The organism is Silicimonas algicola (genome assembly GCF_003970735.1).
Lineage (GTDB): Bacteria > Pseudomonadota > Alphaproteobacteria > Rhodobacterales > Rhodobacteraceae > Silicimonas > Silicimonas algicola.
Map to the genome: position 1 here is coordinate 3,530,871 of NZ_CP034588.1, position 23,937 is coordinate 3,554,807.

At 65.4% G+C, this 23,937-nt stretch carries 25 protein-coding genes; 9 read left to right on the forward strand and 16 right to left on the reverse strand.

From position 1 onward, the window contains the following. Positions 1-5: 5 nt before the first annotated feature. From EF888_RS17360 to EF888_RS17370, 3 genes are all read right to left on the reverse strand, one after another. The gene (locus tag EF888_RS17360; RefSeq protein ID WP_109759607.1) at positions 6-350 is read right to left on the reverse strand and encodes a LapA family protein; all 345 of its coding nucleotides are present in this window, start codon (positions 348-350) and stop codon (positions 6-8) included. A 1-nt stretch (position 351) separates the two neighbouring features. After that, positions 352-633: an integration host factor subunit beta gene (gene ihfB, locus EF888_RS17365; protein ID WP_109759606.1), complete on the reverse strand. Its 282-nt coding sequence runs from the start codon at positions 631-633 to the stop codon at positions 352-354. Between the two features lie 221 nt (positions 634-854). Further along, positions 855-1,658 carry a sulfotransferase family protein gene (locus EF888_RS17370; RefSeq protein WP_109759605.1) on the reverse strand — a complete coding sequence of 268 codons (804 nt, stop codon included), beginning with the start codon at positions 1,656-1,658 and terminating at the stop codon, positions 855-857. Between the two features lie 140 nt (positions 1,659-1,798). On the opposite strand from EF888_RS17370, the gene EF888_RS17375 reads away from it, so the two are divergent. From EF888_RS17375 to EF888_RS17385, 3 genes are all read left to right on the forward strand, one after another. Then, a complete protein-coding gene (locus EF888_RS17375) occupies positions 1,799-3,376 on the forward strand; it encodes a DUF5928 domain-containing protein (RefSeq protein WP_109759604.1) in 1,578 nt (525 codons plus the stop codon). A gap of 8 nt (positions 3,377-3,384) precedes the next feature. Next, positions 3,385-3,762, forward strand: coding sequence for an HIT domain-containing protein (locus EF888_RS17380; RefSeq protein WP_109759603.1), 378 nt, complete (start codon positions 3,385-3,387; stop codon positions 3,760-3,762). 96 nt (positions 3,763-3,858) lie between these two features. Further along, positions 3,859-4,038 carry a zinc-finger domain-containing protein gene (locus tag EF888_RS17385; protein ID WP_109759602.1) on the forward strand — a complete coding sequence of 60 codons (180 nt, stop codon included), beginning with the start codon at positions 3,859-3,861 and terminating at the stop codon, positions 4,036-4,038. A gap of 6 nt (positions 4,039-4,044) precedes the next feature. Here the strand turns inward: EF888_RS17385 and EF888_RS17390 are convergent, their stop codons facing one another. The 4 genes from EF888_RS17390 to ilvD all read right to left on the reverse strand — a co-directional run bounded on the left by EF888_RS17390 (position 4,045) and on the right by ilvD (position 7,654). Further along, on the reverse strand, positions 4,045-4,419 hold the full coding sequence (locus tag EF888_RS17390; protein WP_338143068.1) for a hypothetical protein: 375 nt from the start codon (positions 4,417-4,419) through the stop codon (positions 4,045-4,047). Between the two features lie 20 nt (positions 4,420-4,439). Continuing rightward, a complete protein-coding gene (locus tag EF888_RS17395; protein ID WP_338143037.1) occupies positions 4,440-5,141 on the reverse strand; it encodes a DUF6478 family protein in 702 nt (233 codons plus the stop codon). Between the two features lie 166 nt (positions 5,142-5,307). After that, on the reverse strand, positions 5,308-5,907 hold the full coding sequence (locus EF888_RS17400) for a hypothetical protein (RefSeq protein WP_109759599.1): 600 nt from the start codon (positions 5,905-5,907) through the stop codon (positions 5,308-5,310). Continuing rightward, positions 5,888-7,654 carry a dihydroxy-acid dehydratase gene (gene ilvD / locus EF888_RS17405; protein WP_109759598.1) on the reverse strand — a complete coding sequence of 589 codons (1,767 nt, stop codon included), beginning with the start codon at positions 7,652-7,654 and terminating at the stop codon, positions 5,888-5,890. Before ilvD ends, EF888_RS17400 begins: the two co-directional genes overlap by 20 nt. Before the next feature lie 141 nt (positions 7,655-7,795). Between ilvD and EF888_RS17410 the strand changes: the two genes are divergently transcribed. From EF888_RS17410 to EF888_RS17420, 3 genes are all read left to right on the forward strand, one after another. After that, entirely contained in the window at positions 7,796-8,683 is an 888-nt protein-coding gene (locus EF888_RS17410; protein WP_164721746.1) for a CPBP family intramembrane glutamic endopeptidase, read from the forward strand. Between the two features lie 57 nt (positions 8,684-8,740). Continuing rightward, positions 8,741-9,676 carry an acetyl-CoA carboxylase, carboxyltransferase subunit beta gene (gene accD, locus EF888_RS17415; RefSeq protein WP_109759596.1) on the forward strand — a complete coding sequence of 312 codons (936 nt, stop codon included), beginning with the start codon at positions 8,741-8,743 and terminating at the stop codon, positions 9,674-9,676. Between the two features lie 64 nt (positions 9,677-9,740). Continuing rightward, the gene (locus EF888_RS17420; RefSeq protein WP_206508543.1) at positions 9,741-10,979 is read left to right on the forward strand and encodes a bifunctional folylpolyglutamate synthase/dihydrofolate synthase; all 1,239 of its coding nucleotides are present in this window, start codon (positions 9,741-9,743) and stop codon (positions 10,977-10,979) included. Between the two features lie 3 nt (positions 10,980-10,982). Here the strand turns inward: EF888_RS17420 and EF888_RS17425 are convergent, their stop codons facing one another. Genes EF888_RS17425 through sseA form a run of 3 tightly spaced genes read right to left on the reverse strand, consistent with a single transcriptional unit; the run spans position 10,983 to position 13,586 of the window. Then, a complete protein-coding gene (locus tag EF888_RS17425; RefSeq protein ID WP_109759594.1) occupies positions 10,983-12,167 on the reverse strand; it encodes an amino acid aminotransferase in 1,185 nt (394 codons plus the stop codon). A 10-nt stretch (positions 12,168-12,177) separates the two neighbouring features. Beyond that, positions 12,178-12,741 (reverse strand): GNAT family N-acetyltransferase, encoded by a 564-nt coding sequence (locus tag EF888_RS17430; RefSeq protein ID WP_109759593.1) that lies wholly within the window; start codon positions 12,739-12,741, stop codon positions 12,178-12,180. Then, positions 12,738-13,586 carry a 3-mercaptopyruvate sulfurtransferase gene (gene sseA / locus EF888_RS17435; protein WP_109759592.1) on the reverse strand — a complete coding sequence of 283 codons (849 nt, stop codon included), beginning with the start codon at positions 13,584-13,586 and terminating at the stop codon, positions 12,738-12,740. The genes EF888_RS17430 and sseA overlap by 4 nt, the downstream gene beginning before the upstream one ends. Before the next feature lie 142 nt (positions 13,587-13,728). Here sseA and EF888_RS17440 point away from each other — a divergent pair, with 142 nt between their 5' ends. Further along, positions 13,729-14,736, forward strand: a complete 1,008-nt coding sequence (locus tag EF888_RS17440; RefSeq protein ID WP_109759591.1) for a M48 family metalloprotease — start codon at positions 13,729-13,731, stop codon at positions 14,734-14,736. Here the strand turns inward: EF888_RS17440 and EF888_RS17445 are convergent. The 5 genes from EF888_RS17445 to cdd form a co-directional block, all read right to left on the reverse strand. Next, positions 14,733-14,978, reverse strand: a complete 246-nt coding sequence (locus tag EF888_RS17445) for a hypothetical protein (protein WP_109759590.1) — start codon at positions 14,976-14,978, stop codon at positions 14,733-14,735. The genes EF888_RS17440 and EF888_RS17445 overlap by 4 nt on opposite strands. Before the next feature lie 63 nt (positions 14,979-15,041). Next, positions 15,042-15,674 carry a uracil phosphoribosyltransferase gene (gene upp / locus EF888_RS17450; RefSeq protein WP_109759589.1) on the reverse strand — a complete coding sequence of 211 codons (633 nt, stop codon included), beginning with the start codon at positions 15,672-15,674 and terminating at the stop codon, positions 15,042-15,044. Further along, on the reverse strand, positions 15,671-16,897 hold the full coding sequence (locus EF888_RS17455; protein WP_109759588.1) for a phosphopentomutase: 1,227 nt from the start codon (positions 16,895-16,897) through the stop codon (positions 15,671-15,673). The genes upp and EF888_RS17455 overlap by 4 nt, the downstream gene beginning before the upstream one ends. Then, positions 16,897-18,198: a thymidine phosphorylase gene (locus EF888_RS17460; RefSeq protein ID WP_109759587.1), complete on the reverse strand. Its 1,302-nt coding sequence runs from the start codon at positions 18,196-18,198 to the stop codon at positions 16,897-16,899. Before EF888_RS17460 ends, EF888_RS17455 begins: the two co-directional genes overlap by 1 nt. A 2-nt stretch (positions 18,199-18,200) precedes the next feature. Beyond that, positions 18,201-18,590 carry a cytidine deaminase gene (gene cdd, locus EF888_RS17465; protein ID WP_109759586.1) on the reverse strand — a complete coding sequence of 130 codons (390 nt, stop codon included), beginning with the start codon at positions 18,588-18,590 and terminating at the stop codon, positions 18,201-18,203. Between the two features lie 187 nt (positions 18,591-18,777). Between cdd and EF888_RS17470 the strand changes: the two genes are divergently transcribed. Next, positions 18,778-21,060: an NADP-dependent malic enzyme gene (locus tag EF888_RS17470; RefSeq protein ID WP_109759585.1), complete on the forward strand. Its 2,283-nt coding sequence runs from the start codon at positions 18,778-18,780 to the stop codon at positions 21,058-21,060. A 407-nt stretch (positions 21,061-21,467) separates the two neighbouring features. Continuing rightward, on the forward strand, positions 21,468-23,357 hold the full coding sequence (locus tag EF888_RS17475) for a propionyl-CoA synthetase (protein ID WP_109759584.1): 1,890 nt from the start codon (positions 21,468-21,470) through the stop codon (positions 23,355-23,357). On the opposite strand, the gene EF888_RS17480 is transcribed toward EF888_RS17475, so the two are convergent. Next, complete coding sequence (locus tag EF888_RS17480) at positions 23,352-23,876, reverse strand: hypothetical protein (RefSeq protein WP_126918609.1); 525 nt, start codon at positions 23,874-23,876, stop codon at positions 23,352-23,354. The genes EF888_RS17475 and EF888_RS17480 overlap by 6 nt on opposite strands. Between the last annotated feature and the right edge of the window lie 61 nt (positions 23,877-23,937).

A 23,937-nucleotide genomic window follows, 5' to 3' on the forward strand; every position in this document is an offset into this window, starting at 1 on the left:
GCCCGTCAGCGACCCTCAAGCAGCGCGAGGACGTCATCGCCCTTTTCCGGCGAGGGAGAGACGCGCTGCACTTCCTGTTCAAGCCGCACCCGCTCGCGCCGTTCCTGCACGGCCGTGGCGCGATGCTTGTGCTCTCGCACCCATTCCCACACGAAGCCGAAGAGAAGGCCGACGATAGCGGCCATGAGAAGATAGGCGAACGCCGGCAGCGTTGCTTCCCAGTTGAAGCCGAGAAGACGCGCCAGGTCATCGGGCAGAAGCCTGAGTGTCAGAGGTTGGATGTTAGCCACGGCCACCACGATCATGACGATCGCGATCAGGGCCAGGACGATCAGCTTGATCAGGCGCATGTCACTTCCCGTTCAGTCGGTCCCGCAAAAGCTTGCCCGTCTTGAAGAACGGAACATGCTTCTCTTCGACCTCTACGCTGTCGCCCGTGCGCGGGTTCCGTCCGACACGTCCATCACGCTTCTTGACCGAGAAGGCGCCGAAGCCACGAAGCTCAACCCGGTCGCCGCGCGCCATCGCCTCGATGATCTCGTCGAAGATCGTGGCCACGATCCGCTCGACGTCGCGCTGATACAGATGAGGGTTCTCGTCAGCGATCTTCTGCACCAACTCGGATCTGATCATGAGGTCCCCCCATTAGTGCCGTCGTTATCCGCGGCTTCGAACACGGGGACTATAGGCCCAAACCGCGCTGCACGAAACAAGACTTGCGTCAATTTCACGGGGATAAATGCGACTAAACGGCTGAATACGAGGGGGAAATACGCAAAGCCGAGCCTCGTTTCCGACACTTCGACCGCCTTGGCGACTTGCTGCGCCGCAGCTTTGGCCCGATTCGGAGGGGTCTACCCCGCCAGCCTGCGGTGAACCTCGTCGAGGTCGATCTCGCCAAGCGGCATGGGGTTTCCCGGGTTCTCGAAGTCATAACGGAAGAGCTCGAAGTCGCGCTTGTAGATCTCCCAGATCAGGTGCTTTGCCAGATCGTCGAAGAAGTCCTCCACTGGGTGGGCGCGCCTCGGGCCGTGTCCCTCACTCTCGTTGAAGCGCGGAATCGAGGCCAGATCGACCGGCACCTTGACGTGGATGCTGTTCAGCACGTCCTGCATTCCCTCGTCGAACTTCTCGGTCCAGAAGATGCGGCCATAGTGCCCCCCGTTCGCCACGAAGGTCGAGACGTGGCCGGCCTGAGCCGACCAGTGGATGTCGGGGTCCATCGGCTTGCGGAACCGGATCGTGTCGCGCGCGAACAGAAGAAAGCGGCGGAACATGGCGATCTGGTCGAAGTCGCCCTCGACCTCGATCCCGTATTGCTGTGCGAGTTGCGGGATCAGGCTGCCGCGATAGCGCTGGCCGTTCCTCTGGACCCCGCAAATCTTGTCGAAGAACGACGAGAGGATGCGGGTGTAGGGGTTTCGCACGCAAGTGAAGGCGAACGTGCCCTTGCTCCGCACGGCGTCCATGATCGCGGACTGGCTTTCGTCCTGCGCCCATTTGTGGATCCCCTCGCGGGCGTCGTGGATGTCGCCGTCGTAGAAATGCCCGTGATCCGAGAAGTACATGATCTGGCCGATGGTCGAGCAGGCACACTTCGGCACCACGCGATAGACGACGCTCTTGCTTTCGGTCATCCATGTGCCGGGGAAACCCACCGCCGAAACCCTTCCATTCCGCTTCCCGCTGTAATGCACCGGAGCGTGGCGGGAAAAAAGCAAACTTCCGAGGTTTCTTCAATCCTCCGACTCGGGTTAGACCGAAGACGCGGGCACAAGGGCAGGTGACGGGCGGAACAGTGGCGCAAATCGCCTATATTCTTCTTTGCCACAAGGACGTGGAGTCGATCATCGCGCAGGCCACCCGCCTGACCGCGACAGGCGATGCCATGGCGATCCATTTTGACGCCCGGTCGCCTCGCGGCGACTACGACAGACTGCGCGAGGCGCTGTCCGAAAATCCAAGGGTCGCCTTCCCCCGACGCCGCCAGAAATGTGGATGGGGCGAATGGAGCCTTGTGGGCGCCACACTTGCCGCCGTGGAGGCCGCCGTGGAGGCTTTTCCGCGCGCGACGCACTTCTACATGCTTTCAGGCGACTGCATGCCGATCAAGACGGCGGAGTACTCGCGCGACTTTCTGGACCGCCGCGACGCCGACTTCATCGAGAGCTTCGACTTCCACGACTCCGACTGGATCAAGACCGGCTTCAAGGAAGAGCGCCTGATCTATCGGCACTGGTTCAACGAGAGGACGCAGCCCAGGCTCTTTTACGGCAGTCATGCGATCCAGAAGCGCCTCGGCCTGACGCGGCGCGTGCCGCGCGACATCCAGATGATGATCGGAAGCCAGTGGTGGTGCCTGCGCCGTCAGACCGTCGAGGCGATTCTCGACTTCATCCGCGAGCGCCGCGACGTCGTCCGCTTCTTCAAGACGACCTGGATCCCCGACGAGACGTTCTTCCAGACCCTGGTCCGCCACCTCGTACCGGAAAACCAGATCGACAACCGCACGCTGACCTTCCTGATGTTCACCGACTATGGGATGCCGGTAACCTTCTACAACGATCACTACGACCTTCTTCTGGCCCAGGACTTTCTCTTCGCGCGCAAGATCAGCGCCGAGGCGACCGACCTGAAAGCGAAGCTCGGCCGCCTCTATACCCAAACCGGTGTCCGCTTCCGCGTCTCGAATGAGGGCCGGCGACTCTTTACCTTCCTGACCGGCCGGGGCCGCGTCGGAGAGCGCTTTGCGCCACGCTTCTGGGAGAAGGACGCGACCATCGGGCGAGAGAGATCGCTTCTGATCGTCACCTGCAAGAAGTGGCACGTCGCCAAGCGTCTGCTCGACCGGATTGCCAAGGTCTCGAACCTGCCGACAATCGAATATCTCTTCGACGAGGAGGCCACACCGATGACCGACCTCGGCGGCATCCAGGCCACACTCGCGAAACGGACGCGCCACCGTCGCGCGCTGATGCGGATGCTGTTCGATTACTATGGGACCGACAGCCTCCTGATCTGCCTGGACCCTGCGAACATCGATCTCTTCCGCGACTTCTACTCCGACCGCAGCGAGACCCGGCTTCTCGAGATCGAGTGCAACTACACCGACGATTACCTCGAGGGCCACGCCAAGCGCGTCGGCCTGGCGGGCGAGCACACGTCAGCCGAGACGTTCCGGACCCTCCTGCCCACGATCCGCAACGACGTGTTCCGCGAAAGCGAACTTATTCGTGACCAGAAGTTCCCCGAGTTTTATCGCATCCGCGAGAAGAACGATCCCGAGGACAATGCCGAGCCGCTCGCGGGCTTCCTCGGCATCGACCTTTCGAAGGCGCGCGAAATCGCTGCGACCGAATATCTCTTCGTCGACTGAGGACAGACATGGCTTACACCTATGACGACCAGAATATCTTCGCGAAGATCCTTCGCGGCGAAATCCCGAACCGGACTGTAATAGAGACCGAGCACACGCTCGCCTTCGACGACATCGCTCCCCAGGCGCCGCACCATGTGCTGGTGATCCCGAAGGGATTTTACGTCACCGCCGACCACTTCGCGGCCGAGGCGAGCGAGGCCGAGATCGTCGACTTCTGGCGGACGTTCGGCTCGATCTGCGCCGACCTCGGCGTCTCGCCCGATGCGGGGGACGGCTATCGCATCATCGCGAATTCCGGTCGGCACGGCGTCCAGGACGTGCCGCACTTCCACTTGCACATCCTCGCGGGCCGCCCGCTTGGGCGCATGCTGAAGGACGACTGAAACGGCGGGGCGGGGGCATCTGCGACACTGCCGCTCTTGCCCCTTCCACACCTCCGTCTACTATGCCTGGACCGAAAGACGAGGCCGGACCGATCCATGACTGCCCATTCCGCACCGCAACCGCCCGAGACCGAAACCGTGACACAGACTCGCGTCTCATGCGATGGCGGCGAGGGCGCGCTCGGTCATCCGCGCGTCTGGCTTTCCATCGATCCCAAGCTGGGCTGGGTCGAATGCGGCTATTGCGACAAGCGCTACGTCCTGGCCAAGGGCTGACGTCGCCTAGCCTTCGGAACAATGCCTGCGGAAAGCCCGCTTGAGCAAATCGAGCTCGGCGCGGAGGAGCGACACCTCGGCCCGCAGGTCATCGTCCAGCATCTCGCCTGCGACGACCGTCTCATGGGCCAGAGCGTCGCCCGTCGCGGCATCCTCGATCACGAATGTCTGCACCCCGTCCGAAAGGCGGTCGACGGGAAGGCGGAACCGGACCAGCCAGCGCGGCCCTCCGCCCTCGCCTGCTGGGGCGGCGACAGTCTCCGGCTCGCCCACAAGTTCGTCGCGATGTCGGATGCGAAGCCGCGGTGTCACCGTGGCGGCGCGCGCGGACAGAAGCCCTTCCCAGACCCCCTCGGCCAGGCGCATCCGCGTCAGTGTCATCTCGGCCACCGGCTCCCCCCTCAGATCTCGGCGCGGGGGCGACGCGAGAGCGTCACGTCCCGAAGGATGATCTGGTTCATCTCGGGCCCTTCGAAAATCAAGTCAAGCCACGCCCGTTCCACCCGGGCTTCGTTCATCCGCGTCGCCGAAAGGTCGAACTCGACCGAGAACTCGCCCGTCGATCCCGAGAACTCGCGGACGAGTTGCTCGACGTTCGGACCGTGCCGGACGTTGAGGCGACCGAAAATCTCCAGCGGCTTCTCGGTCTCGACCCTGATGTCCAGCCGGATCAGATGCCGCCGCGACAGGCCGGCAATTCCGGCGCGAGGCAGATCGACGACGAGGCTGAGGAAAGAGCCATCAAAGCGGAAGACGTCGAGCCGGACGCCATAGGCGGCCACGTCCTCGGCCCGCGTGTTGCGAATCTGGCGGATCGACAACTCGGACAGGGCGCAGTCGTGGAAGATCTTCGCTTCGGTCCCGACGGAGGCTCGGGTCTCGACGGAAGCCAGACCCGCGCCTCGGACAGGCCCGCACCACAACTCTGGACGCCAAGCCCAGTCCGAGTGCATCGGACGACGGATCGCCGCCTGATTGGCCAGTGGCAGGGCAAGACGCCCTTCGGCCGCGTGCAGGACCTGATCGATGCGCTTTCCCAGAGCCCGTGCCTGGTTGCGCAAGACCTTCAGATCCCGAGCCTCGAGCCGGTCGAGAGAACGCACCGCGCGGTCCCATCTGCGCAGGGCATTTCGTTCGATCAGTCCTAAAAACGGGCCGGGCATCACACGTCCAAATGCTGTGGCCAGATCGTAGCAACTCACAGCATATAGAGGCAACGCTGGAGCGGGAGGAAGGTCCACAAAGCTGTGGATAACATCATCGGACAATTCAGCCGTCGTTCGCGGCCTTCAGTTCGTCCACCTGCGCTGCCAAGGTCGAAAGCCCCTCGTCGCGCGCGATCGGTCGATCTTCCAACCCGAAGAGAGAGATCGAGACGACGCGGCCGTCCAGATCGAACAATGCTTTCCACACATCATCAGACGCGCCTGGCAGCGCGCTCATGTCCCGAGCGTGAAGGAAGAGAAGACTTCCTGTCCGCCTCGTCTCGACAATGCGGACGCTGCCCGGCTGTCCGTCCCGCGCCAGTGCGGCGCGTCCCCGCTCGGTGACGAAGTAGGCCTCCAGTTCCTCGGGCGACGGCGCATCGCCCCCGCCGGACGTGACCGAAACCGTCACGACCCCAGGCACATCCGGGCTCGCCGCCTCTGCCTTGCCGCCAATGGCAGCGCAACTTCCCAGGACGACGACCGACGTCACGCTCGATGCGCCCGTCGACCGTGTGTCGACGCACCAGCCGTCCGCGCCCGCGACGACGATACCGTCCGGGAGCACGATCCGCGTCGGCGCGCGGGAGACGATGCCTCCCGCGTCGCAAGCGGTCAGCCCAAGAGCAGAAAAGAGGACGAGACTAGAGGTCCGCGTAGACATGCGTCTCGGCCCGGGCCCCCGGATGCGTCACCGCGCCAAGCCGCGTCGAACCGACAAGCTGCGCGTACTTCCAGAGAGCGCCCGACTGATAGTTGGTCGCGCGCGCACCCGGCCAGGCCGCCTTCCGCTGCGCGAGTTCGTCGTCCGACAACGCCACCGAGATCTCGCCCTTGACGGCGTCGATGGTGATGACGTCCCCGTCCTTCAGAAGCGCGATCGGTCCCCCATAGGCCGACTCCGGGCCCACGTGGCCCACGCAGAACCCGCGCGTCGCGCCCGAGAAACGACCGTCGGTGATAAGCGCCACCTTCTTGCCCATGCCTTGACCGGACAGTGCCGCGGTGGTCGCCAGCATCTCTCGCATCCCCGGTCCGCCCGCCGGCCCCTCGTTGCGGATCACCAGAACCTCGCCTTCCTTGTAGGTTCGAGCCTTCACGGCCTCGAAGGCATCCTCCTCGCACTCGAAGACGCGAGCAGGTCCGGTGAAGACCTGCTCGGCCTCGCTCATGCCGGCGACCTTCACGATGGCGCCTTCCGGGGCAAGGTTACCCTTCAGGCCGACGACGCCGCCCGTCTTGGTGATAGGCGTTTCGATGGGGTAGATGACGCGGCCGTCCGCCTCGCGGTCGATCTTGTCCAACTCCACGCCGATGGTCTCGCCGCTGGCGGTCATGCAATCCTCGTGGATCAGCCCGGCCTTGCGCAGTTCCTTCATCACGACCGGAACCCCGCCCGCCTCGTAGAGGTCCTTGGCGACGAACTTGCCGCCCGGCTTCATGTCCACGAAATAGGGCGTGTCATGGAAGATGTCGCAGACGTCGAAAAGGTCGAAGTCGATGCCCGCCTCGTGCGCCATGGCCGGCAGGTGCAGCCCCGCGTTCGTCGATCCGCCCGTGCAGGCGACGACCCGGGCGGCGTTTTCCAGCGCCTCGCGCGTGACGACGTCGCGGGCACGGATGTTCTTCTCGATCAGGTTCATCACGGCGGCGCCCGAAGCCTCGCCGTACTGCGCGCGGCTCTCGTAGGGCGCGGGCATACCCGAGCTGTTCAGGAGCGCCAGCCCGATCGCCTCGGACACGCAGGCCATCGTGTTGGCGGTGAACTGGCCGCCGCACGCCCCGGCTGACGGGCAGGCGACACGCTCGAGGATGGCAAGCTGCGCGTCCGTCACGTCGCCCGCCTGGTAACGGCCGACCGCCTCGAACATGTCCTGCACCGTCAGGTCGCGCGAAGCGAAATCGGCGGGAACGTCCGCGCCCTCGGGCACCTTGCCCGGCAGGATCGAGCCGCCGTACATGAAGACCGACGGCACGTTCAGACGCAGCATCGCCATCATCATCCCAGGCAGCGACTTGTCGCAACCGGCCAGACCGACAAGTGCATCGTAACAGTGCCCGCGCATCGTCAATTCCACGGTGTCGGCGATCGCCTCGCGCGACGCCAGCGACGACCGCATTCCTTCATGCCCCATGGCAATCCCGTCGGTGACGGTGATCGTGGTGAACTCGCGCGGAGTACCGCCGGCCGCCTTAACCCCCGTCTTCACCGCCTGCGCCTGCCAGTTGAGCGCAATGTTGCAGGGTGCGGCCTCGTTCCAGCAGGTGGCGACGCCGACGAAGGGCTGCGCGATGTCCTCCTCGGTGAGGTCCATCGCGTAGTAATACGATCTGTGCGGCGCGCGGGCCGGTCCTTCGGTGACGTGTCGGCTAGGCAGCCTCGACTTGTCGAACCTGTTGTTTTTGAGCATGTGTCGCCTCCCCGATTTTCGTCCCGAGCCATAGCTCTGCGGCTCGGGAGGGGCAAGCGCAAGCGGGGTTTCGCGTGAGCCTGTGCCGTCCGAGGCGAACGCCCGTTGACGATGGGGCGCGCGAGACGCAGGGTCTGTCGAGTGTCCTATCAGAGCTACCGCCAGTCCCTCACGCGAACCGGCCTGCGTACCGCGCTTTGGCGACTGCCCGTCGGGCTGGCCCTTGTCGCCTGCCTTACGGTGCTTTGGGCCCTGGCGCTGTCCGGCGTGCTGTCGGTGATGCGCGGCGAGCCTCTGCCGGCGACATGGTTCGACATCCTGTTCTCGACCGGCACTCCTGCGGGGACCGTGGTGTTCCTCGGCCTCTACGCCGGTCCTGGCCTCGCCACGATCTACGTGGCACGAAACCTGCACGCGAGATCGGCCCGCAGCCTCGTTGGTCCCGCCCCACGTACGCTGCGCCACTTCGCCGTCGGCGTCGGTGTCACCGTGGGGGCCGCCGTGATCCTCGCGCTCGTCAGCCGCCCCGTCTATCCGGACGTCGAGCCAAATCTTCCGGCGAGCACCTGGGCGCTCTGGCTTCCCCTTGGCCTCATCGCCGTCGCCGCACAGACCGGATCAGAGGAACTGCTGTTCCGCGGCTACCTTCAGGGCCAGCTAGCGGCGCGACTGCGCTCTCCGGTCGTGTGGCTACTCCTGCCCGCCCTCCTCTTCGGAGCGCTCCACTACCTTCCGGACGTGGGGCCGCAGGTCGCCCTCACCTATGTCGGCGCCGCGACACTCTTTGGCGTCCTGGCGGGCGATTTGACGGCACGGACGGGAAGCATCGGTGCGGCCTGGGGAATTCACTTCGCGAACAACGCGATGGCCATCCTCGTCGTGGCCGCCGATCCCGCACTCGGCGGGCTCGCCCTCTATCATTCGGCGGTGGCGCTCGAGACCGGCCTGAGCGATCCGCGCCTTATCGCCGTGGACCTGACCGCCCTTGTAGGGGTTTGGATTCTGACCGCGCGTCTCCTGTCCCGCTGATTGCAATTCCCCGTCGCGCGGCTTAACTGGTCCCGGAGCAGGCGCCGAAAAAAGCTGATGAACTGGATTTCGAACTACGTCCGTCCGAAGATCAATTCGCTCTTCTCGCGCCGGGAAGTGCCTGAGAACCTTTGGACCAAGTGCCCCGAATGCGGCACGATGCTGTTTCACCGCGAACTTGCGGAGAACCTGAACGTCTGCACGAACTGCGATCACCACATGGCGATCTCGGCGCGGGACCGCCTGAGGACGCTCTTCGACAACGGCGTCTTCGCCGAGGTCGAGGTGCCGCAGCCGATCCAGGACCCGCTGAACTTCCGCGACCAGAAAAAGTACCCCGAGCGTCTGAAATCCGCGCAGCGAGAGACTGGCGAGAAAGAGGCGATGCTGGTCGCCGAAGGCGAGATCGGGCGCACGCCCGTTGTCGCCGCCGTTCAGGACTTCGGTTTCATGGGCGGCTCGATGAGCATGTACGTGGGCAACGCCATCATCGCCGCCGCCGAGCGCGCGGTGAAGCGCAAGCGCCCGCTCATCCTCTTTTCGGCCGCCGGCGGCGCCCGGATGCAGGAAGGCATCCTGTCGCTGATGCAGATGCCGCGAACCACCATCGCCGTCGACATGCTGAAGGAAGCCGGCCTGCCCTACATCGTGGTGCTGACGCACCCGACGACGGGCGGGGTTACCGCCTCCTACGCGATGCTGGGCGATGTCCAGATCGCCGAGCCGAACGCGCTCATCTGCTTCGCCGGCCCCCGCGTGATCGAGCAGACCATCCGCGAGAAGCTGCCCGAGGGCTTTCAGCGCGCCGAATACCTGCTCGATCACGGGATGCTCGACCGGGTAACGCATCGCAAGCACCTGAAGGACGAACTCGTGACCATCGTGCGGATGCTCCTCGGGCTGTCGCCGGCGGTGAAGGGCGACCTGCCGGCGCCGGAATTGACGCCGGCCGCCCTGCCCGCCTCGACCCCCGACGCTGCCGAAGGAAAGTGACGCGCCACAGCGTTCCTCGGAAACCGTGACACAGACAGTGACCTCCGACGCCATCCTCGAGCGGATGATGCGGCTGCATCCGAAGGTGATCGACCTCACCCTCGACCGGATGGGGCGCTGTCTTGCTTCCGTGGGCGACCCGCACCGGCACCTGCCGCCCGTGATCCACGTCGCGGGCACGAACGGAAAGGGGTCGACCCAGGCCATGATCCGGGCGGGGCTGGAAGGCGCAGGTCAGTCCGCGCATGCCTACACCTCGCCTCACCTGGCCCGCTTCCACGAACGCATTCGCGTCGCGGGCGAGATCATCTCGGAGCCCGATCTCACGCGCCTTCTCGACGAGGTCTACGAAGCCAACGGCGGCGAGACGATCACCTATTTCGAGATCACGACCGTCGCCGCCTTCCTCGCCTTCGCGCGCACCCGCGCCGACTGGACACTGCTGGAAGTAGGGCTTGGCGGCCGCCACGACGCGACGAACGTGGTGGACGAGCCGCGCTTGACGATCATCACCAAGGTCGATCTCGATCACCAGGCGTTCCTGGGCGAGACTATCGCCGAGATCGCCTATCAGAAGGCAGGGATCATCAAGAAGGGCGTCCCGGTCATCGTCGGGCCCCAACACGACGAGGGCCTCGCGGTGATCGAAGCCGAGGCGGCGCTCTTCCACGCTCCCGTCCTTGCTCACGGTCAGCACTGGCATGTGTGGGAGGAACGCGGGCGCCTGGTGTTCCAGGACGAGACTGGGCTTGTCGACCTGCCCCTGCCGAACCTGCGCGGCCCGCACCAGATCGGCAACGCCGGCATGGCGCTCGCGGCCCTTCGTCACCTCGGTTTTGAAGACGACGCACTTGAGGCCGCCGTCAGCCGAGCCTTCTGGCCCGCGCGGATGCAACGCCTCGCGTCAGGTCCGCTGGTCGAGGCGGCTGGCACGGCCGAACTCTGGCTCGACGGCGGGCACAATCCTGCGGCGGGAGACGCGCTGGCCGAAACGCTCGAGCAGATGCCGGACCGGCCGACCCATCTGATTTGCGGAATGCTGTCCACGAAGGACGTCGCGGGCTACCTTCGCCCCCTCGCACAAGTCGCCGCAAGCCTCCACGCGGTCGCGATCCCGGGCGAGACCGCCACGCTTCCCGCCGAGGAGACAGCGGCCGCCGCGACTGCCGTGGGGCTTCCTGCAACGGTGTCGGCCTCGGTGGCCGAGGCACTGTCCGACATCGTGGCTCGGGACCCAGGCGCGCGTGTCCTTATCTGCGGTTCGCTCTACCTCGCCGGATCGGTCTTGCGCGAGAACGGGTGAGCCTCAGGCCCCGACCGCGACCAGAGCTTCCGCCAGAACCGGCACCGTCCGCGCGTTCAAACCTGCGATGTTGATGCGGCTGTCGCCGACCATGTAGATGCCGTGATCCTTTCTCAGCGCCATCACCTGCTCGGGCGAGCATCCGAGGCGCGAGAACATGCCCCTGTGCTGCGCAACGAAGTCGAAGCGGTCGGAGTTGGTCCGCTGGCGCAGTTCGGCGGCAAGCTGCTGGCGAAGGTCGAGCATCCCCAAGCGAACGTCCTCCAACTCCTCCTGCCAGTCGGCGCGAAGGTCGTCATCGTCGAGGATCATCTGTACCACTCGCGCGCCGTGGTCGGGCGGGAAGGAGTAGTTCTGCCGGTTCAGGAAGGCGAGCGTGGCCTGCGCGCTGTCCCGGTCGGCACCGTTCCGCGCCACCGTCATCAGGACGCCCGTCCGTTCACGGTAGACGCCGAAGTTCTTCGAGCACGACGCGGCCAGCACCATCTCGGGCAGACGTCCCGCAAGCAGGCGCACCCCCTCGACGTCGGCGTCCAGGCCGTCGCCGAAGCCCTGGTAGGCGATGTCGATGAAGGGCACCGCGCCGGTCGCCTCGAGCAACGCCGCGACCGAAGCCCACTCCTCGACGGTCAGGTTCGCCCCGGTCGGGTTGTGACAACACCCGTGCAGCAGGACGAGATCGCCCGCCTTCACGCCCTTGAGGTCTTCCATCATGCCGGCGAAGTCGACGCCGCGGGACTCGCCGTCGAAATAGCGATACTCGCGCATCGGGATGCCGAGATACTTAACGATGGTCAGGTGGTTCGGCCAGGTCGGCGACGAGATCCAGATCGTCGCATCCTTGTCGGCATAGCGCATCAGCTCCAGGCCCTGCCGGATCGCCCCGGTGCCGCCAGGTGTCGCCGCCACAGCGACCCGTCCCGCCTCTACGGCGTCACCGAGGACGAGCCGCCGCATTGCCTCCGTGAAGGCCGGGTCGCCTGCGAGGCCTGTGTATGCCTTCGTTTCCTGAGTCTCGACCAGCCGCCGCTCGGCCGCCTTGACCGCACGCATGACCGGGGTCCGACCGTCGGCATCCTTGTAGACGCCGACGCCAAGGTCGACCTTTCCCTCGCGCGGGTCGTCCCGATAGAGCTGCATCAGCTCGAGGATCTTGTCGGCGGGTTGCGGGGTCAGTTCGCTCAGCATGAAAGGGTCCTCAGGACGGGATTCGGGACAGGTCTCGGTCGCGGGTCAGGATTCGCGTCTTCGTCTCCTGACGGACAGGGGTGAAGCCGGTTTTCTGATAGAGCGCAAGGGCGCGGGGATGGTCCAGCGTGCAGGTGTCGACGATCAGCTTCTCCGTCCCCGCCATGTCCCAGGCGGTCAGGATCGCCGTCTTCAGAAGCCATGTCCCCAGACCGCTTCCGACCGCTTCCGGGACGAGGCCGAAGTAGTCGAGTTCCGTCACTCCGCTCGGTTTCGGTCCGTCGAGAAGGAAGAAGCCTTGCGGCCATCCCTTGTGCATGAGGGTGAAGAGCGACGACCGCGCGAGATAAGCCGCGATCTCGTCGCGGGGGCGGGCAAACATGTCCTCCCACGCATAGTCCTCTCCGACGGCGCCATAAAGCGACAGGAAATACCAGACCGGCGGGGTCTCGGCCTTGAAGAGCGCCGCCGAGACGCCCAGCGGAAGGCGCGGCCAGTTGTAGGTCGGACGCTCGTCCATCTCGAGGTAAGTGACGGTGTACTCGACCTCGGTTCCGGCCTTTTGGACCGTCATTCCGTCTCGACCTTCAGGTCGCCGTACATGCCCCACTCGGCCCAGGAACCGTCGTAAAGCGAATGGTTGCGGTGCCCGGTGCGCTCCAGCGCAAGCGACAGGATCGCCGCCGTCACGCCCGAACCGCAGGAGGTGATGACGGGCTTGCGAAGGTCGACGCCCGAAGACTCGAAGATCGCCTTCAACTCCGGCACGGGTCGAAGCGTGCCGTCGTCATTCAGCAGGCGGCGGTAGTGGACGCTCTTCGAGCCTGGAATGTGACCCGCGCGAAGGCCCGGCCTTGGCTCGGGTTCCTCGCCACGAAAGCGGGCGGGCGCACGGGCGTCGACTATTTCTTGGTCACCAAGCTTCGAGGCTGCGGCGACTTGCGTTACGTCCTTCACAAGCTGGTTCTGGCGGCTGACCGTGATGTGGCGGTCGCGCATGACGGGCGCCATATCCTCGACTGGACGTCCTTCGGCGCGCCACTTCGGAAAGCCCCCGTCCAGCACCGCGACGTCGGTCTTTCCCATCAGGCGAAACAGCCACCAGACGCGTGCGGCCGAAAACAGCCCGGCGCCGTCATAGACGACGACCTGATGTCCGTCACCCACGCCCATGGCACGCATCCGGCTGATGAACTTCTCGACCGGCGGCACCATGTGCGGCAGGTCGGAACGGTGGTCGCTCAGATCGTCGATGTCGAAGAACCGCGCACCGGGAATGTGCGCCTTGTCGTACTCGGCCTTGCCGTCCCGCTTCATGTCCGGAAGATACCACGAGGCATCGAGAACCCTGAGATCCGGGTCATCCAGATGCTGCGCCAGCCACTCGGTCGAGACGAGCGTTTTCGGATCGTCGGCCATGAGTTTCGTCCCTCGGTCGTCCGAGTTCCCTGCTACGACGAGGCGTGCCGCGACGCAAGGCAGGGCCGTGAGGCGGCAATTGTAGCAACCGGGGCCATCCGCTAGTGTCGCGCCGGGGATCGGCGTAACGCACGGGGGGCAGTTGACCGTACTGGCGGAATACCAGCGGCTCGAGGCCGAGGGCGTGTGGCGCCCCGACCCCGAGGCGCAGCGGCGCAACGTCGTCGTCTCGGTCGGCGAGGCGACGCTGACGATTTCCGACTTCAACGGCAGCGCGCTGACCCACTGGTCCCTTCCCGCCGTGCAGCGCCTGAACCCCGGCGAGCGCCCTGCCCTCTACGGACCGGGCGATGACGCGCCCGAGACGCTGGAAGTATCCGACGACGAGATGGTCGCCGCCCTCAATCGCGTCCTGAAGGCCATCCGCCGCGGCGCCGCCCGGCCGGGCCGGGTACGGGGTCTCACAACGCTTGCCGTCGTCCTGGGCGCGGCGGCAATCGCTTTTTTCTGGCTTCCCGGCGCCATCGTCCGCCACACCGCATCGCTTGTGCCCGAAAGCGCCCGCACCGGCATCGGGGCCGCCCTCGTCGAGGAAGTAGAGACCGTCGCCGGCGCCGCCTGCGACAACCCCTCGGGGCAACGCGCGCTTTCCAGCCTCAGCGACGTGCTTTTCCCCGGCAAGCCCACCACGCTGGTCGTCCTGCCGTCGGCGCTGACCGGAACCGCGAACCTGCCGGGCGGGACAATCCTGATTTCCCACACCCTCGTCGAGGATTACGAGACGCCCGAAGTGCTGGCGGGCTATCTTATCGCCGAAGACATGCGGCGGACCCGGCAGGACCCGCTGTCGGAACTTCTCAAGGCGGCCGGGCTCAATGCAGCGCTTACTCTTCTGACAACAGGCAAGCTGTCCGAGGAAACGCTTCGCCCGATGTCTGAGTGGCTGGTGACGCACCCGCCCGCCCGGGTCCCGCAGCCCGTTCTGGCGATGCGGATGAAGGAAGCGGGCATCTCGGGCAAGCCCTACGCCCTTGCCGTCGATTATACCGGCAAGACGACGGACACCGTGGCGGACGCTATTCCCGCGGTGCCGCGACCCGTGCTCGAGGATGGGGACTGGATCGCGCTTCAGCGCATCTGCGAGGACTAGAGCGTCTTGGCGTCGCGGTCGTCCGGGATCGCCTTGCGGCAGTCCGTATCGGTTGGCTCGGCCTGGACCCAAAGCTCCCACCCCGCGATGCGGCGCAGGACGAACGTGCATCCCCGCGCGTCGGTGAAGACCGGGGCGTCGTAACCGGGCGGCGGCACCTTTCGCACGGGATCGGCCTGCTGCGCGCAGGCCGACGAAAACGAGGCCAGGACACCCAGGCCGATGGCAGTCAGCAGCTTCACCGAGACATCCCCACGATTCCCCAGCGTCACTTTGCGTTTCGGGGGGTGCAGGGTAAAGAATTTCTACTTCGTTCCGAACATCCTGTCGCCAGCGTCGCCAAGGCCGGGGACGATATAACCCTTCTCGTTCAGACGTTCGTCGAGTGCGGCCGTGACGATCGGCACGTCGGGATGCGCCTCCTTCATCCGCGCGACGCCTTCGGGCGCGGCGAGCAGGCAGAGGAAGCGGATGTTGTCGGCGCCCGCCTTCTTCAGAAGATCCACGGCCGCCACGGAGCTGTTGCCCGTTGCAAGCATCGGGTCGACCGCGATGACCAGCCGGTTGTCCAGTTCGCCCGGCAGTTTGCAGTAGTACTGGACCGGCTTCAGCGTCGCCTCGTCGCGGTAAAGTCCGACGAAGCCGACCCGCGCCGAGGGGATCAGGTCCAGCATCCCGTCCAGCAAACCGTTCCCCGCCCTCAGGATCGAGACCAGCGCGAGCTTCCGTCCCGAGAGCACCGGCGCATCCATGTCGCAGAGCGGTGTCTCGATGGACCGGGTCGTCATCGGCAGAGACCGCGTCACCTCGTAGGCGAGAAGCGTGCTGATCTCGCGCAGGAGTTGGCGGAAGACGGCGGTCGAGGTGTCCTTCTCGCGCATCAGTGTCAGCTTGTGCTGAACCAGCGGGTGATCGACGACGGTGAGGTGATCGCTCATCTCGGCTCCTGTGCTGTGAAGGGCGTGCCGGCGCCACGAGATGGAACGCCGAGGTGCGTGGCGACGGTTGCGGCGACGTCGACGAAGGCCACCTGTCCGGCCGCCATCGGCGAAGGTCCCTTGCCTACGACGGCCACACGTTCGCGGGTGTGATCGGTGCCCGACCAGGTCGGGTCGTTGCCGTGGTCGGCGGTGAAGAGGATCAGGTCGTCGTCTCGGAGGTTCGCCAAAAGGCGCGGCACCTGGCTGTCGAACCATTCGAGCGCGCGGGCATAGCCCGAGACGTCGCGCCTGTGCCCGTAGAGCGTGTCGAACTCGACGAAGTTGGCGAACGTCAGGCTTCCGTCCTCTGCTTCGGCGATCAGGCGCACAAGATGCTCCATCAGCTCGTCGTCGCTGCCCTTGGCAACGTCGTCTATGCCTCGCATCGAGAAGATGTCGCCGATCTTGCCGACCGCGTGGACCTTGCGCCCCGCCTCCGAGACCCAATCGCACAGCGTCGGAGACGGTGGCTCGATGGCGAAGTCCTTGCGGTTCTTCGTGCGCTTGAAGTCGAGCGCCGTCTCGCCGAGGAAGGGCCGGGCGATGACGCGACCGACCTTCATGGCGTGGAGCGTCGGAGCCAGCCCCTTGCACGTCGACATCAGGCGCTCCAGCCCGAAGCGTTCCTCGTGCGCCGCGATCTGGAAGACGCTGTCGACGGACGTATAGCAGATCGGCCAGCCGGTCCGCAGATGCTCTTCGCCAAGGTCCTCGATGATCTGCGTGCCAGAGGCGTGGCAATTGCCGAGAGTGCCCTCGGTGCCAGCAAGCCGCGCCGCCTCTGCCATGAGGTCGGGCGGGAAAGCGGGCTGCGCGTCGGGGAAGTAGTGCCAGTCCCAGGGAACGGGCACGCCCGCCAGTTCCCAGTGACCCGACGGCGTATCCTTGCCTTGCGACACCTCGGTCGCCGCCGCCCAGACGCCCTCCGGTCTCGCATCGAGTCCCGGCGTCGCCTCACCTCCGGCCAGCCTCACCGCAGCACCAAGGCCTAGGCGGTCGAGATGAGGCATCTTCAGCGGACCCGTCCGGCCTTCTTCCGCCTCGCCGCGCGCACAGGCCTGGGCGATGTGGGCAAGCGTGTTCGATCCTGTATCGGGCCGGTCGCCGTTGAAGTAAGCGGCCGCGTCCGGAGCGCCGCCTGCGCCCGCGCTGTCGAGGACGACGAGGAACGCCCGCGGCATCAGCCCACCCTCTCGATCATCAGCGGCAAGGGTTCGGCGCGCTCCCCGATCGTAAGGGCGTCGAGATAGGCGCGCTCGGCCTCCTGCGCTGCTTTCTCGCCGGCGGCGTGGAGGCGCGCGACGGGCTCACCCTTCGACACCTCGGCCCCAAGGGGCAGAATGTCCGAGAACCCGACCGAGGGGTCGATCCTGTCGCCTTCGCGCAACCGTCCCCCGCCGAGACGCACCACGGCGAGCCCGATCGCATGGCCGTCCAGCGCGGCGATCTTCCCGGACTGTGGCGCCGCGATTTCGCGGATGACGTTGGCCTCGGGCAAGCGGCTCTGCCAATCTTCGCTGAACCGTGCGGGACCGCCGAGAGCTTCTATCATCGCGTCGAACTTCTCGGCGGCCCTGCCTGACTTCAATGTATCTAGAAGCTTGCCCGCCGCCACCTCCGGCGACACGTCGACCTTCGCAAGCAGCATCAACTCTGCCCCCAGGGCCAAAGTCAGGTCGACGAGGCGCGAGTTGCGCGGAGCGGTCAGCGCCTGCATCACCTCGGCCACTTCGAGCGCGTTCCCGGCGGTCGAGGCAAGTGGCTGGTCCATGGCGGTCACCAGCGCCGCCGTACGGCACCCCGCCCCGTTCGCCGTCGAAACGAGCGATCTGGCCAAGGCAACGGCATCATCGCGTGTCTTCATGAAGGCGCCCGAACCGCACTTCACGTCGAGGATCAGCGATCCCAGACCCGCCGCCAGTTTCTTTGACAAGATCGACGCCGTGATGAGGTCGATGCTTTCCACCGTTCCCGTCACGTCGCGCACCGCATAAAGCCGCTTGTCCGCCGGCGCGATCCGCTTCGAGGCCGAGACGATGGCGCAGCCGATGTCATCGACCATGCGGCGGAAGGTGGTCTCGTCCACGTCGGTCGACACACCGGGGATGGCCTCGAGCTTGTCGAGCGTCCCTCCGGTATGTCCAAGGCCCCGGCCCGAGATCATCGGGTTCGCGACGCCGACAGCCGCCAGCATGGGTGCGAGCAAGAGGGACACGCAATCACCGATACCGCCCGTCGAATGCTTGTCGACGACAGGCGTCTTCAGCTTCCATTCCAGAACATCGCCTGAATCCCGCATCGCGAGGGTCAGCGCGACCCGCGCCTCTTCCGACAACCCCCGCAGGCAGACAGCCATGGCGAAGGCCCCGGCCTGGGCGTCGGTCACGGCCCCGGTGGCAAGACCGTTGGCGAACCAGGTCATCTGAGCCTGAGTGGGCTCGCCCCCGTCGCGCAGGGTCTCGATGATCGCGCGGGCGTCCATGCTCAGCGGTCCATCGCGGATTTTGCGAAGGCACCGGGAAGAAGGTCCGACATCGTCATGGTCAGCGTCGCGCCCGAAACCGACGCCATGGTGACGGGAGTGTCCGGAGCAGCGAATTCCGAGAGCTTCTGGCGGCACCCGCCGCACGGCGTGACGGGCTCGGGGCTGTCGGCGATGACGGCGACCTCGGCGATGCGGGTCTCGCCGCCCGCGATCATCGCGGCGATGGCGCCGGCCTCGGCGCAGGTGCCCTGCGGATAGGCGGCGTTCTCGACGTTGACGCCCACGAAGACCTTGCCCGAGGAGGTCCTGAGTGCGGCTCCGACCTTGAAGCCGGAATAGGGGGCATAGGCATTCGGCCGCGCTGCCGCGGCCTCGTCGATCAGGCTCATGGGCTATGTCCTTTTCGGCCAACGTGACCCGTGGCATTGGGGATGGCAAGAGTGCGAGAGGCTTGCTCCGTCAGGAACTTCAACGCAGACTGCGACGCGACCGATGTCCCCCATTGACGCCAAAGAGCAGTGGGGCTACGCGCCGGTCCAAGATTGTTTAACGCTAAACTATCCGGGGGAGGACGCCATGACCAACGACACGCGCGAGATCGCGCTTCGGCAGGCTGCGCTCGATTACCACGAGTTTCCAAAGCCCGGTAAGCTTGAGATCCGCGCCACGAAGCCGCTGGCAAACGGTCGTGATCTGGCCCGCGCCTATAGCCCCGGCGTCGCCGAAGCCTGCCTCGAGATAAAGGCCGACCCACTGACCGCCAGCCGCTATACCGCGCGCGGCAACATGGTCGCCGTGGTGACGAACGGCACCGCTGTCCTCGGGCTGGGCAACATCGGAGCATTGGCGGCAAAGCCCGTGATGGAGGGCAAGGCGGTCCTCTTCAAGAAATTCGGCAACATCGATTGCTTCGACATCGAACTGAACGAGAGCGACCCCGAGAAGCTCGCCGACATCGTCTGTGCGCTTGAACCGACCTTCGGCGCGATCAACCTCGAGGACATCAAGGCACCGGACTGCTTCATCGTCGAGAAGCTGTGCCACGAACGCATGAACATACCCGTCTTCCACGACGACCAGCACGGAACGGCCATCGTGGTCGCCGCCGCCGCGATGAACGCCATGACAGTGTCCGACAGGCGGTTCGAGGACATCAAGGTCGTCTCGACCGGAGGGGGTGCAGCCGGCATCGCTTGCCTGAACATGCTCCTGAAGCTGGGCGTTCGGCGCGAGAACGTCTTCCTCTGCGACCTCGCGGGGCTCGTCCACGAGGGCCGAACTGTCGAGATGACACCGCAAAAGGCCGAGTTTGCGCAACCCGGCGGGCCCCGCAGCCTTGGTGACGTCATCGAAGGCGCAGACCTCTTCCTCGGACTGTCTGGCCCGGGCGTCATGACGCCCGACATGGTGACGCGGATGAACAGACCCCCCATCATCTTCGCACTGGCCAATCCCACGCCCGAGATCGACCCCGTGCTCGCCCGCGCCGCCGCGCCCGACGCCATCATCGCGACCGGACGGTCCGACGTGCCGAACCAGGTCAACAACGTCCTCTGCTTCCCCTTCATTTTCCGCGGCGCTCTCGATGTCGGCGCGACGGGCATCAACGACGAGATGAAGCTCGCCTGCGCCGAGGCCATCGCAAAGCTCGCCCGCGCCACGACCTCGGCCGAGGCAGCCGCAGCCTACAAGGGCGAGGAAATGACCTTTGGACCGAATTACCTGATCCCCAAGCCATTCGACCCGCGTCTCATGGGAGTCGTTGCATCGGCCGTTGCCTTGGCGGCGATGGAGACGGGCGTCGCCACCAAGCCCATCGCCGATGTCGGGGCGTACAAGCGCAAGCTGGACGGATCGGTCTTCAAGTCGACCATGATCATGCGACCGGTCTTCGAGGCCGCCGCCACCGCGCGGCGCCGGATCATCTTCGCCGAAGGCGAGAACGAGCGCGTCCTGCGCGCTGCGACGGCCATGATCGAGGAGACGACCGACGTTCCCATCCTGATCGGCCGTCCCGACGTCGTGAGTTCACGCATCGAGCGGCTTGGTCTGCCGATGCGCGCGGGTGAGGACTTCGAGCTCGTGAACCCCGAGAACGACCCCCGCTACCGCGATTACTGGCAGGACTATCACACCCTCATGGAACGGCGCGGCGTGACGCCCGAGCTGTCGCGGGCGATCATGCGGACCAACACCACCGCGATCGCGGCCGTCATGGTCCATCGCGGCGAGGCCGACAGCCTGATCTGCGGAACCTTCGGGCAGTATCTCTGGCACCTACGCTATATCACCGAGGTTCTGGCGACCGAGGGCCGTCATCCCATTGGCGCGCTGTCTCTTCTGATCCTCGAGGACGGTCCGCTTTTCGTCGCGGATACGCACGTTCACCCCGAACCCACGCCCGAACAGATCGCGGAGGTGGTCGTCGGGGCCGCGCGTCACGTCCGCCGCTTCGGACTGGAGCCGAAGATCGCGCTCTGCTCTCACAGCCAGTTCGGCAACCTCGATTGCGACACCGGCCGCCGGATGCGCGCCGCGCTCGCCATCCTCGATGCCGAGCCGCGCGACTTTCTCTACGAAGGCGAGATGCACACGGACACCGCGCTCGACATCGAGATCCGCGAGCGCATCATGCCGAATTCGCGCTTCCAGGGTCCGGCAAACGTGCTGGTCTTCGCCAACACCGATGCCGCATCTGCGGTGCGTAATATCCTCAAGATGAAGGCCGGCGGTCTCGAGGTCGGGCCGATCCTCATGGGAATGGCGAACCGGGCACATATCGTGACCCCGTCGATCACGGCGCGGGGGCTTCTGAACATCTCGGCGCTGGCCGGAACGCCGGTGTCGATCTACGGCTGACGGCCAATACGCCGCCGGGCGTCCCGGCGGCGCGTTGCTCGTCGGAAACCTTACTTCTTGGTGGTTTTTGTCGCGGGTTTCGCTGGCTTCTGCTTCTTGTCGCCCATGGGCTTACCTCAAGAGAACGGACGCGCGGGATTGCGCGCCCTAGAAGAATCGGAACACCTTTTTCCCTGAGTCGGGCAAAGGATTTTCGAGGACATAGGCGGATCGTGGCCTTCGCAATTTTGCAGAGGCTCATCGGAATTTGCCCTGGCTGCCATGTCTCGCTCGAATCTGCAAAACTTTGCAGGACATGATGGCAAACACTGCAAAAAATTCGCGGCACTCTGCCGCTGCAGGTGCCATCGCACTTGCCTGACCCAAGCCGGCGGTCGTAGCACTCTGCCATCGAGGAGGAGCGTCGCATGGGATACCGTGATGTCTACGCGGCCTGGAAGGCCGACCCGGAGCAGTTCTGGATGGAGGCGGCCGAGGCCATCGACTGGGAGCGGATGCCCTCGAAAGCGCTGTCCGACGAGAACGCACCCTTCTTCGAGTGGTTCGCCGATGGCATGGTGAATACCTGCTGGAACGCCGTCGACCGTCACGTCGAGGCCGGACGCGGCGCGCAGACGGCCATCATTCACGACAGCCCCGTCACCGGCACGATCCACAAGATCAGCTACGCCGAACTGCGCGACCGCGTCGCGTCGCTTGCTGGCGCACTTCGGGCCAGGGGCATCGACAAGGGCGACCGCGTCATCATCTACATGCCGATGGTCCCCGAAGCGGTCGAGGCCATGCTGGCCTGCGCGCGGATCGGCGCCATCCATTCCGTCGTCTTCGGCGGCTTCGCGGCGCACGAACTCGCCGTCCGCATCGACGACGCCAAGCCCAAGGCCATCATCGCGGCCTCCTGCGGGATCGAGCCGGGGCGCGTCGTCCACTACAAGCCGCTTCTGGACGGCGCCATCGAGCAGGCCGCTCACAAGGTCGACTTCTGCGTCATCTTCCAGCGTGAACAGGAGGTCGCAAAGCTGATCGAGGGCCGCGACGTCGACTGGTTCGCCTTCCAGTATGGCGTCGAGCCCGCAGACTGCCTGCCGGTGGAGGGCAACCACCCCGCCTACATCCTCTATACCTCCGGCACGACCGGTCAGCCCAAGGGCGTCGTGCGCCACACCGGCGGTCATCTCGTCGCGCTGAACTGGTCGATGAAGAACATTTATGGCGTCGATCCCGGCGAGGTGTTCTGGGCCGCCTCGGACGTGGGCTGGGTCGTGGGCCACAGTTATATCTGCTACGGACCCCTCATCCACGGGAACACCACCATCGTGTTCGAGGGCAAGCCCGTGGGTACGCCTGACGCAGGGACCTTCTGGCGCGTCATCCAGGACCACAAGGTGCGGGCGTTCTTCACGGCACCCACGGCGTTTCGTGCCATCAAGCGCGAGGATCCGAAGGGCGAATTCCTGAAGAACTACGACATCTCGTCCCTGCGGACCCTCTTCCTCGCCGGCGAACGCGCAGACCCCGACACGGTGCTCTGGGCGCAGGACATGCTCAAGGTGCCGGTCATCGACCACTGGTGGCAGACCGAAACCGGCTGGCCCATGGTCGGCAACCCCATGGGGATCGAGCCGCTGCCGGTGAAGGTCGGCTCTCCCACGGTGCCGATGCCGGGTTACGACATTCACATCCTCGACGAGGCGGGACAGCCGATGGAAGCCGGCCAACTCGGCGCCATCGCAGTGAAACTGCCCTTGCCCCCCGGAACCCTGCCGACGCTCTGGAACGCGGAGGGGCGCTTCCGCAAAGCGTATCTCGACCATTTTCCCGGCTACTACGAGACAGGCGACGCGGGCTACATCGACGAAGAGGGATACCTCTACATCATGGCGCGCACCGACGACGTCATCAACGTCGCGGGCCACAGGCTGTCGACCGGCGGAATGGAGGAGATCCTGGCCTCGCACCCCGACGTTGCGGAATGCGCGGTGATCGGCGTCACGGACCAGCTCAAGGGTCAGCTTCCGCTCGGCTTTCTCTGTACCAACACCGGCACCAATCGCTCGGACGAGGACATCGTGTCGGAATGCGTGAAGCTGGTGCGCGATCGCATCGGACCCGTCGCCGCCTTCAAGCACGCCATCGTGGTCAAGCGGCTTCCCAAGACACGGTCGGGCAAGATCCTTCGCGCCACGATGGTCAAGATCGCCGACAGCGCCGACTTCAAGGTGCCCGCCACCATCGACGATCCCGCGATCATCGATGAAATCCGAGAGGCGCTCAGGACGATCGGTTACGCCTCATAGGCGCAAGGGTTTCGGCCGCGCGAAGAAATGGCTTGTCTCGACGCCTTGAGGCATCACGCGCCCGTTGCGGTCGGTGGTGACGCTGATATAGCCCTCGCCCTCGCGGAAATAGGCCCCGCACACGTCCCCGTAGGAGATGAGCTGCGCGAGCAATAGCTCCTGCAAGAGACTTCGCTGTCCTGGCGTCAGTGTCCCGTCGAAGACCAGGTCGGCGTTGCGCATGTCGCCGCAATAGCGGGTGTCCTCGATCTGGAAGTCGACCTTTAGGCGCATGTTGATCGGATCGCTCGGCCCCGGAACGAGGGCGAACGCCTCGTAGAAGATCCGGTCGCCTTTGACCCGCCGGGTCACTAGGCCCTCGCAACTGTCGCTGCGCAAATCGTAGTTCACGCATTCATATGGGAGCGCGGAATTATCCGACAGAACCTTGCGGATCGGCTCGACCTCGAGGTCGGGCAGCGTCGGACCGCAGGCAGTCAGCCCAGCCAGGATGACGGAAAAAAGGGCGATACGGGTCACGATGGATTTCTCCGTGAAAGGCGCTTGGCAGGCAGCGTAGGACGCAAACATGGCGCGATTG